The 11119-nt window shown below is 33.1% G+C and carries 7 protein-coding genes; all 7 read right to left on the bottom strand.

The features are described 5' to 3' along the window. Positions 1–57: 57 nt before the first annotated feature. A complete protein-coding gene (locus tag ACVC2P_RS12745) occupies positions 58–1011 on the bottom strand; it encodes a M20/M25/M40 family metallo-hydrolase (protein ID WP_452598850.1) in 954 nt (317 codons plus the stop codon). 115 nt (positions 1012–1126) lie between these two features. Continuing rightward, positions 1127–2752: a pyruvate dehydrogenase complex dihydrolipoamide acetyltransferase gene (locus ACVC2P_RS12740; RefSeq protein ID WP_452598849.1), complete on the bottom strand. Its 1626-nt coding sequence runs from the start codon at positions 2750–2752 to the stop codon at positions 1127–1129. Between the two features lie 3 nt (positions 2753–2755). Then, positions 2756–3754, bottom strand: a complete 999-nt coding sequence (gene pdhA, locus ACVC2P_RS12735) for a pyruvate dehydrogenase (acetyl-transferring) E1 component subunit alpha (RefSeq protein ID WP_452598848.1) — start codon at positions 3752–3754, stop codon at positions 2756–2758. Between the two features lie 114 nt (positions 3755–3868). Further along, the gene (cdd, locus tag ACVC2P_RS12730) at positions 3869–4351 is read right to left on the bottom strand and encodes a cytidine deaminase (RefSeq protein WP_452598847.1); all 483 of its coding nucleotides are present in this window, start codon (positions 4349–4351) and stop codon (positions 3869–3871) included. A gap of 98 nt (positions 4352–4449) precedes the next feature. Further along, on the bottom strand, positions 4450–5688 hold the full coding sequence (gene porV / locus ACVC2P_RS12725; protein ID WP_452598846.1) for a type IX secretion system outer membrane channel protein PorV: 1239 nt from the start codon (positions 5686–5688) through the stop codon (positions 4450–4452). 33 nt (positions 5689–5721) lie between these two features. Continuing rightward, positions 5722–9609 carry a type IX secretion system sortase PorU gene (gene porU, locus ACVC2P_RS12720; protein WP_452598845.1) on the bottom strand — a complete coding sequence of 1296 codons (3888 nt, stop codon included), beginning with the start codon at positions 9607–9609 and terminating at the stop codon, positions 5722–5724. 150 nt (positions 9610–9759) lie between these two features. Then, on the bottom strand, positions 9760–11119 hold a 1360-nt coding region (porU, locus tag ACVC2P_RS12715; RefSeq protein WP_452598844.1), incomplete at its 5' end, for a type IX secretion system sortase PorU.

Raw genomic sequence — 11119 nt, 5'->3', positions numbered from 1 at the left:
AGTAAATGGACTAATTCGAAACCAATACCTCTACTTGTTCCAGTTATTATTATATTTTTAGTTTTCATTAACAACAATGTCTTGATTTGGTGTATTACTCATTTTTTCAATAGCTGGGATCATTTTATTAATGAGGCTTGCCATATGATTATAGTCTAATTTATCTACTTCATCATCCACATGGTGGTAAAAGTCGTAATTAGAAAGATCGCATGAGGAAATTGTTTGACATGGTTTTTTAAATTCATTATAAAAAGGATAGTTATCTGAATGTGCAAATAGGTTATACTTTTTTGCTACTTCTGAAAAACCTATTAAGTTACTTCCTACATATTCGTTTATTTTTTCTGCCATGTTAGATTTGCTGTACCCTGTTACAAAAGCCTCATAGTCTCTATCTTTAAATGGAACACCAATCATTTCTATATTTACCATTGTATATAGGTTTAGGTTTTCAGACTTTAATCGTTTCGCTAAATGCTTTGAGCCTAGTAATCCCATTTCTTCTGCAGAAAATAATACAAACATAATACTACGTTTATTATTTTTCTTTGCAGCAAAATATCTTGCCATTGCCAGTACTGCACTTGTTCCTGCTGCATTATCATTGGCTCCATTTGCTATAGAATCGTTTTCTACTATTCTACTCTTTCCTATATGATCGTAATGTGCTCCTAATATTACTACTTCATCTTTTAATTTACTATCATTCCCTTCTAAATAAGCGACTACATTAAAAGCATCTAATCCATTGGCTTTAAATGAGTCTCTATAGGTTTCATAATATGGTTTTAAACCATACGATTTTAATTGTTTTTCTACATAAGAGGCAGAGGTCTCTATTCCTTCTGTTCCTGTGTTTCTCCCTTTTAATTCATCGGAAGCTAAAAATGCTACAGTTTTTTGTACTTCGTCAGCGGTAATTGTTACTGCTTTTGAGTTTTTATGTTCTGATGATGTTTTACATCCTAAAAAAGCCAGCGCAATACCTAATAGTAATAGTTTTTTCATAATATTTAATATTTGTTTCTTTAAAGAGAACCTTTTTATTTAATAAGTTTTAAAGATAAAAAAATCCCAACTCAAACGTATTGAATTGGGATTTTCATTTTTATTATTTGGTGTTTTATACTAACATTGTTACAGGATTTTCAATATATCCTTTTAACGTTTGTAAAAACTGTGCTCCTGTAGCTCCGTCCACCGTTCTGTGATCGCAAGCTAAGGTTAATTTCATAGTATTACCTGCTACTACTTGACCATTTTTAACCACCGGTTTAGCTACTATAGCTCCTACGGATAAAATTGCCGAGTTTGGTTGGTTTATAATAGATGTAAAGCTTTCTATTCCAAACATTCCTAAGTTAGAGATAGTAAATGTACTCCCTTCCATTTCCTGAGGTGTTAGTTTCTTTTTTCTTGCTCTACCTGCAAAATCTTTTACTGCGGCACCTATTTGTGGTAATGATTGCTCGTTTGCAAATTTTACAACTGGTACAACTAAACCATCTTCTACTGCTACTGCTACCCCAATATGTACATGGTTATTTAATTGCATTTTATCTGCAAACCATTGCGAATTTACTTGTGGGTGTTGGCGTAATGCTAAAGCACAAGCTTTAACAATCATGTCGTTATATGATATTTTAATATCTGGAATAGAGTTGTATTGTGCACGGAATGCCATAGCATTTTCCATATCGAACTCTACATTTAAGTAGTAATGTGGTGCTGTAAATTTAGACTCTGCTAAACGTTTAGCTATTACTTTACGCATTTGAGAATGCTTCACTTCGTCTGTATCTTCTTGTCCCGATGCTACAAATTTTGCTACTGGTGCAGATGATTGTGTCGCTGCTGCAGGTACAAAGTTTTCGATATCTCTTTTTACAATACGTCCGTTTTCTCCAGTTCCTTGTACTAGAGATAAGTTAATCCCTTTTTCTTCAGCCATTTTCTTGGCTAAAGGGGATACAAAAATTCTTCCGTTTGAGGTATTATTTTGAACAGCTTCAGGTTTTACTTCAGGTTTAGCTTCTGCTTTTGGAGTTTCGGTTTTAGCCTCTTGTTTTGGTGCTTCTGCTTTAACTTCTTTTGAAGCGCTATCGCCTTCTATTTTAAAGTTTTTTGCTACACTTGAAACATCTGCTCCTTTTGGACCAATGATAGCTAAAAGTGCATCAACTTTTGCTGAGTCTCCTTCTTCTAGTCCTATATGTAATAATGTTCCTGCATTGAAAGACTCAAACTCCATTGTAGCTTTGTCTGTTTCAATTTCTGCAAGAATATCGCCTTCTTCTACTTCTTCTCCTACTTTCTTTAACCATGTTGCAACGGTTCCTTCTTCCATGGTATCACTTAACCTTGGCATAGTTACCACTACTACGCCTTCTGGTAATTCGGCAGTTTCAGTTGTTTCTTCTTCCTTGGCTGTTGATGTTGTATCTTCTGTTTTTTCTGGAGTTTCTTCTGTTTCTGTTGTATCTCCTTTAAGTAAGCCCGAAATATCTTCGCCTTCTTCTCCAATAATAGCTAAAAGTGTATCTACAGCTGCGGTATCTCCTTCTTCTACTCCAATGTGTAATAAAGTCCCTTCGTTAAAAGACTCAAATTCCATTGTTGCTTTATCTGTTTCTATTTCAGCTAATATATCTCCTTCTTCAACTTTATCTCCTACTTTTTTTAACCATGTAGCAACGGTTCCTTCTTCCATTGTGTCGCTTAATCGCGGCATGTTAATTACTGTAGCCATAATTTATAATTTATGCTGAATAAATGGATAATCTTCTTGCTCATAAACGGCATCGTACATTACATTTTTATCTGGGTACGGTGATTCTTCAGCAAACTTTTCACATTCTGCTACTAAAGCTTTTACACGTTTATCTATAACTTTAATATCTTCTTCTGAAGCGTATTTTTCTTCTAAGATAATATCTTTAACTTGTTTTATTGGGTCTATTTTCTTGTACTCTTCTACTTCTTCTTTTGTTCTGTAATGTTGCGCATCACTCATAGAGTGCCCTCTATATCTATATGTTTTTACTTCTAAAAATGTTGGTCCATCTCCTCGACGTGCTCTAGAAATAGCTTCATCAAATGCTTCGGCAACTTTTATAGGATTCATACCATCTACTGGTCCAGAAGGCATTTCGTATCCTCTTCCTAGTTTCCAAATATCTGTATGGTTTGCTGTACGTTCTACAGATGTTCCCATAGCGTATCCGTTATTTTCACAAACAAATACTACTGGTAACTTCCATAGCATTGCTAAATTAAAAGTTTCGTGAAGTGATCCTTGTCTTGCAGCTCCATCACCAAAACAACAAATGGTTACTGCATCGCTATTGTGGTACTTGTCTCCAAAAGCAATTCCTGCTCCTAAAGGTATTTGTCCACCAACAATACCATGTCCTCCATAAAAACGATGTTCTTTAGAGAAAATGTGCATAGATCCACCAAGTCCCATAGAGGTTCCTGTTGCCTTACCATACAATTCTGCCATTACACGTTTAGGATCTACTCCCATACCTATTGGCTGTACGTGATTTCTATAAGCGGTAATCATTTTATCTTTAGTCAAATCCATAGCATGTAAAGCTCCTGCTAAAACTGCTTCTTGACCATTATATAAGTGAAGAAATCCTCTTACTTTTTGTTGAATATATACTGCTGCAAGCTTGTCTTCAAACTTTCTCCAGAACAACATATCTTCATACCACTTTAGGTATGTTTCTTTTGTGATTTTTTGCATTAGTAACGCTTTTTAAAAATAAACGAATAACAAAAGTAACACTTTAGTTAATAATGAAAAAACTGTTATTCGTAAAATTTCATTAAGATTAACCCTTCCTTTATTTCGAAATCGTTATAGTTTCGATTTATCGAAAACAAGGGGTAATAAATTTGCTAAGGAATTGGATTTTGCTACCGCTCCAGTTTCTCCCATAAAGTATATTTCTATATCTTGTTTTTGCTTTACTTCATATTCTGCAATAGCTTGTCTGCAAGCTCCGCAAGGCGGTATTGGTGCTATTGTTTTTTGATTTTGGGACGCTGCAGTAATTGCCATTTTTATAATTCTAGACTCTGGATATTTAGCTCCTGAATAGTATATTGCTGTGCGTTCTGCGCATAACCCAGAAGGGTATGAAGCATTTTCTTGATTACTTCCTGTAATAATTTCTCCGTTATCTAATATTAAGGCTGCTCCTACATTAAATTTGGAATAGGGTGCGTATGCTTTTTCTCTAGCTTCTACAGCTTTCTCCATTAATTGTTTTACATCTACTGATAGTTCGTCTATAGAGTCATAAACGTATAGTGTAGATTCTATTTTTACTTCTTTCATATACTGTTTTGAACGTAATATGTTCGGCAGACTAATTTAAACAAAAAAACTATTGCGATGGGCAATAGTTTTTGTTATTCTTAAATAATATAAAATTATTAGTATTCTGTATACGTTCCTGCTCCTAAGTTAAACGTTAAAGAGAAACGCAATGTGCTTTCTAAAGGGCTTTGCACTTTTGATGCTGAAAATAAATATGATAAATCTACATTGATTACGTTGTATTTAAATCCTGCACCTAATGCAAAAAATTTACGAGCTCCTTTACTTTCATTTTCATTAAAATATCCTGCTCTAAATGCAAATGACTCTTGGTATAAATATTCTGCTCCTAATGCGTAAGTGAACTCTTTTAACTCTTCGCTAAAACCTCCTGGCGCATCTCCAAATGATTGGAATACTCCTGAAATAAAACTTACATCTGGGTCTTGCCCTTCTATAATAACATTACTATTTACTACATTTCCTAAGTCGTCTGTATCTTCATCATAAACGCCATTTCCATTGTTATCTGTATATTCTCTTTCTGTACCATAAACTGGTGGTGTTGGTACTAAAAGTTTAGAAACTTCAGCAGTAACGCCTAATTTATTGTATTGATCGAAAATAAAATCGAAACCTAATCCTAATCTTAAATTTGTAGGCTGAAAATTATCTTGTCCTCCTTCATCATACTTAAATTTAGGTCCTAAATTTTGTATTGCAAATCCAGCTCTCCAGCGTCCATTAAAGCTATTATATGCTTCTTCTTCACTTTGGTAGTATCCATTAATATCTACTCCAAAAGTACTTGCTGGCTTTATATCATTACCTCCTGTATTTAATTTTAAATCGGATCTTAAGTAACGCATTGCTACAGACATACCAAATTGGTCACTTAATCGTAATGCATAAGATATATCTAGTGCAAATTCATTTGGCTTTTGTATTAATGGTGTATCATCTGCAGATTCTACAAATTCAATTTCTCCTAAACTAAAATAGGTTAAACTTGCACCGAAAGCACTTTGCTCATTTAATCTATTGTAATATGATAAATAGCCTATTCCTATATCATTGACTAATTTACTTAGGTACGGTGTGTAACTTAAAGAGATACCCGATTTAGCTGTAGCGAAAACATTTTTAGACGAATTCCATTTTTGTGAAAAAGCATCTGGAGAAGTTGCCACTCCCATATCTCCCATACCAGCAGCACGTGCATCTGGTGCAATAAGCAGAAATGGCATTCCTGTAGTAATAACTCTAGTATCTTGGTTAGGGATTATAGTTGTTGTTTGTGCGCTTAACTTAAGTACAAAAAACAACGTTATTGCTATTATGATTTTATTCTTCATAGATTATTTTTATTTTACAAATATAATTTTTTATTAGAGTATTACAAGTTTCTCTATTTTTTCTACTGTTTTATTTGTTGCACTAGAGTGCACTGTTAATTTATAAACATAGGTTCCTTTTCCTATTTTGTCTCCAAAATCATCACGTCCATCCCATACAATATCTCTAGATATCGAGTTACTAGATTTTACTCCACTTCCTTGGGTTTGTCCATTTAATGTTCTTACTAATTTACCAGATACAGTAAATATTTGTATTGAGACATCTAATACTTCTGAACTGTTGTGATTAAACCAAAATTCTGTATAGTTTACAAATGGATTAGGATAATTTAATACGTTTTCTACTATTAAATGATCATTTTCATTAAATACTACAAACTGTAACTCCGCAGTAGAAGAATTATTGTATACATCCCATGCTTTTAATTTTAAGGTATGTAATCCTGGTGTTAAATCTCTAAAAGGAAAACTTAAACTTCCTCTTGTATAATCGTCTACTTCTGTTGAGTAATAATTGTTTAATATAAATGGGTTAACCTCATCTCCATCTAAGATGGCTACAATATCATGCCCTATTCCACTAGCCGTATTTATTCCATTCTCATCTTGAAGTTTCACTAGCAAGTTTGGAGATTCGTTTGTTACTCCTCCAGATGCAAATGCTTCATCATTCATAAACATATTAATAACTGGCCCTGTATTATCTTCTGGTGCATTCTCATTTAAGCCTCCTATTTGCAATGTCGTTGTTGTTGCTCCGGCTTGATCGTCTAATGTCATTTCTCTTGAAGCATAAAAACTAACCTTCCCATAGCCTACTGGTATACCAATATCTCTAGGGACTATAAAATCGAATTCAAATTGTCCATTTACTACCGAGGCTTGACCTCTAAATATTACTGCTCCTAATGCTTCGTAATCTAGCTTTGCTACTTGTCCTCCAACTACTGTTCCATCATTTCCTAAAGTTTGGCGCTGTATTGGTTTATCGTATATAGTTGTTGTTACTATTCCTGTATAATCCGACAATATATTACCGCCTACATCGGTAACTTCTCCTGCTATTTTCGCATAACTTAAAGCTTCTAACACTTCTGTTGTTTGTGCTTCTGCTACTGGCACATCATTAATTGCTGTTAACCTTACATTTGGTTTAGGGAAGGCTAATTTAAGTGCTGGATCTCCAATATAAAAGACTAAGTTTTTCTGACTTATTCCAGATATAGAAGGGTCTATTTTAGTTAGTCGTAGAGCTTCTGCCATAGATGGGTATTCAAAATCACTGAAAGTATCATTATCACTATATGAAAATAAATATTCTTCTAATACAGAGTTAAAGGTTACACCTACGCTAACAAATATCTGCCTTGTGGTTGTTATTAAAGCTATTGCTCCGCCATCTTTATTCCAATAAATTAACTCCCCTGCGGTCTCTCTTAACGGATTATCGAACTTAGTGTATTCGCAGGTAACTGTTACAAAACAGTTTAATTGACATTCATTTCGTAAATTCTCAACATCTGTTTTCTGAAAAATTCTTTCGAATGCAAAACCATCTTCTCCTCCATGCCCAAAATAATTTACAACTAAGGCTCCGCTTTCAATAGCATTAGAAATTGCTGTTGCTACTTCTGGATAACGATCTCCTCCTGCTGAAGATTCTTGTTGAAATGAATCTGAATGAATTTTAATTGTATTTATAAAAGGCTTTTCTGCTGCAACTTCGTCTCCAATAAAATCTGTTGTTTCCTGCAATACAACTTCCCAAGGCTCGTCTACATCATCAGATATTACAATAAAGTTATTTCTCCAACTACCTAATGCTTCTTTAGAATAGTATGTTAATACTTTATCTACCATTTGTTTGGCTTTTAAAGGTGTGTCTGCGAGGATTCTCCCTACTGCAATGTCTGGCTTATCTGTTGTTTCTATATTCCCTTCATTGTCATCCATCATTGTAAAAAAATCGTCTGACACAAATGAATTTGTTAAATTGAAACTATCATAAGCATTCCAAGTTGGCATGTTGTATGTATTGGACGATATTCTTCCTTTATAATCGAAAGAACTGTCTCCAAATAAGCATAAGTATTTTACTCTATTTTCTGGTGTACTCGCATTGTCGTATACATATTTAACAAAATTACGTATTGCCGAAATATCTCGCATACTTGTACTAAACTCTTCATATATGGCTTCTATAGTAACAACTTTTACATTAAGGTTATTCTTTACTCTATTTACTTGTGCTAACCGTTCTGCTTGTGCTAAATGACTTGATGGGGTTATCATTAAATAGTCTATATCCTGAAACGTGCCTTGGTTATTATTAAAAATAGTTCCTTTTAAGTTTCTATTAGCAACTGTTGGGTTTGATGTTTCTAAGGGTTCGTAAAAATCGGAACTACTTACTGTAACAAATGTCTTTAATGTACCTAGTGGTGCTTTATAACTAATGGTTCCAGATCCATTAGTATTCTCTACAGTTGTAACATTATTTAAATCTGTTACATCCCATATTTCTGACACATTACTTGCGTTACTTACTGTATACAAGCCTATACCCGCAGCTGTGCTTGTTTCCCTATTAAAGAACTTAAATTGTGATCCGGAAAAGGATAAATTTCTAGTTGCTTCTAAAGCAATATAATCTAAGTAACCTTTAGCGCTGGGGTTTCCTTGCTTATCGTAATCTATTTTTACTGCTATATTGTCTGAATTCGCATTTACGTTTCCAACAAACATACCTTCTGATACGAAATTTGGATCATCGATACCTGGTATAATAAAAGTACCTACTTCGTTATTATTGAAACTAATAGTCATATTAGTATCATTAACAACGGTTGATGCGCCTATAACTTTTAGTGCTATTGGCTCAGTTTCTACTAAATCTGGAAAACTAAATTCGAATGTTTTACTTGTTTCTACATCAAACTCATCTCCAAACCAACGTCTACCCACAAAAGCTAAACTAAATTCATCTACTTCATGAAATTGATAATCTTGAAAAGTAGTAATTGTCATGTCTGTAGCACCTGTTGGTTGTACCATAGGTAAAATACGTTTCCCAGCTCCTGAACTAATAGTTATGTAATAATAAGCTATATCCATGTATGGGTTTATGTTTGTGTTTATAGAAACATCTTGAACATCTCCAAATGGCCCTTCTCCATAAAATAAAATATAATCATCATCATTAAAGACGCCATCGCCTTCACCGACTACTTTGATTGCATTTTCTACTGGATCGAAAGGATAGTTTTCACTATTCTTATATGGTAGCATTTTGCCTCCATTTCCATAAATTTTTATGTTTTGGGGGTTTATTCCATTAGTATTAATCCCCAAACTATTTAAGTACGATTTATTTAATCTATATACTCCAGATTTATTAATAGCAAATTTATACCATGTTCCTGAACTTAGTTTAGATTCTACTATTGCTTGTGCATTTTGACTTGTGAGCGTATTTTTATTAGAATTACTATAGTTAACCGTTAAGGACTTTACTTTTTTATACCCTCCATTTTCATCTTTTACTATAGCTGAGACGCTTAACATAAGAAATCTATCATTTCTTGCTATTGAGTTTTTAAGACTATATTTTATACTAGATGGTATTGTTTTAACATTTAGTCCTTTTAATTCTGTTTTACTAATTGGTGCATATACAACGTTAGAAACAGATACATTGTTTTCGTTAACAGCTGTATTTACTTTCCATTGCTCTACATACTCTATACCATTTTTTAGGCTATAGTTATAGTTTTTTTGGGGTTCAAATTTTGGAATTTCAATAGAATAGTCCTCAATGGAGATTCTAGCAGTTTCTTTCCAAATTAAATTAATTTTTTTTTGTTGAGAAAAGGCAAGCCCACAGGTAAAAATTACTAATACTAGTATTATCTTTTTCATTAACATAAATAACGTAATTATTTAAGTGTTATTATAGGTTTTTCTTTTTTTTTTAAAACGTCACAAAATTACGACATTAATTCTAAACTAGACGAAGAGATTAATAATACCTATAGTTTGCGTTACTATCTTTTATTTATTTCTACTTTTTTAAAGTTTTACAAGTTTCTCTATCTTTTCTACGGTTTTATTTGTTGCACTAGAGTGTACTGTTAATTTATAAACATAGGTTCCTTTTCCTATTTTATCTCCAAAATCATCACGTCCATCCCAAACAATGTCTCTAGATATTGAATTGGCAGATTTAATTCCACTTCCTTGACTTTGCCCGTTTAAAGTTCTCACTAGTTTTCCCGACACAGTGAATATTTGTACTGAAATGTCTAAAAGTTCTGAGCTATTATGATTAAACCAGAACTCCGTATAATTTACAAATGGATTTGGATAGTTTAATACATTATCTATAATTAAATGGTCTTTTTCGTTAAAAACAACAAATTGAAGTTCTGCTGTAGATGAATTGTTATAGACATCCCATGCTTTTAGTTTTAAAGTATGTAAACCTGGCTCTAGATTTCTAAAAGGGAAACTTATGTTTCCTTTTGTATAATCGTCTATTTCTGTTGTATAATAGTTATTTAGCACAAATGGATTTGCTTCATCTCCATCTAATATTGCTACAATATCATGGCCTATTCCGCTGGCAGTATTTATACCATTTTCGTCTTCAAGTTTCACTAATAAATTTGGAGATTCATTTGTAATACCACCGGAACTGAAAGCTTCATCATTTATATACAGGTTAATTAATGGTCCTGTATTATCTTCAGGTGCGTTCTCATTTAGCCCTCCTATTTGTAATGTATTTATGGTTGCCCCAGACTGGTCTTGCAAAGTATTTTCTTTAGAAGCGTAAAAACTTACTTTACCATAACCTACAGGTAATGCAATGTCTTTTGGTACAACAAAATCTAATTCAAATTGCCCATTTATTACTGATGATTTTCCTCTAAAAATAACAGGGCCTAAAGTTTCATAATCTAATTTTGCTATTTGCCCATTTATTACAACATTATCATTTCCTAGTGTTTGTCTTTGTATAGGTTTATCAAAAATAGTAGTAGTAACTTCTCCTTTATAATTAGTTAGTACGTTACCGGCTAGATCTGTTACCTCTCCTCCTATTTTTACATAACTTAATGCTTCTATAACTTCATTCTGTGCTTGCCCAACTGGTATGTCATTAATTGTTTTTAATTTAATATTAGGTTTTGGGAAAGCTAGTTTCATCGCAGGATCTCCTATAAAGAACACCATACGTCTTTGTAATTCGTTACCTAAACTATTTTTAGTTAGCCTTAAAGATTCTGCCATTGTTGGATATTCGTAATCACTGTAAGTATCATTATCGCTATATGAAAATAGATATTCTTCTAATCTTAAATTAAAACTTACTCCTACTAAAAGAGATATTTGACGCGTAGTTGTTATTAAAGCAACAGCTCCTCCT

This window comes from Pontimicrobium sp. MEBiC01747 (genome assembly GCF_053601635.1).
The sequence above is the reverse complement of the archived record's forward strand: the minus strand, read 5'-3'. Positions and strand labels throughout refer to the sequence as shown.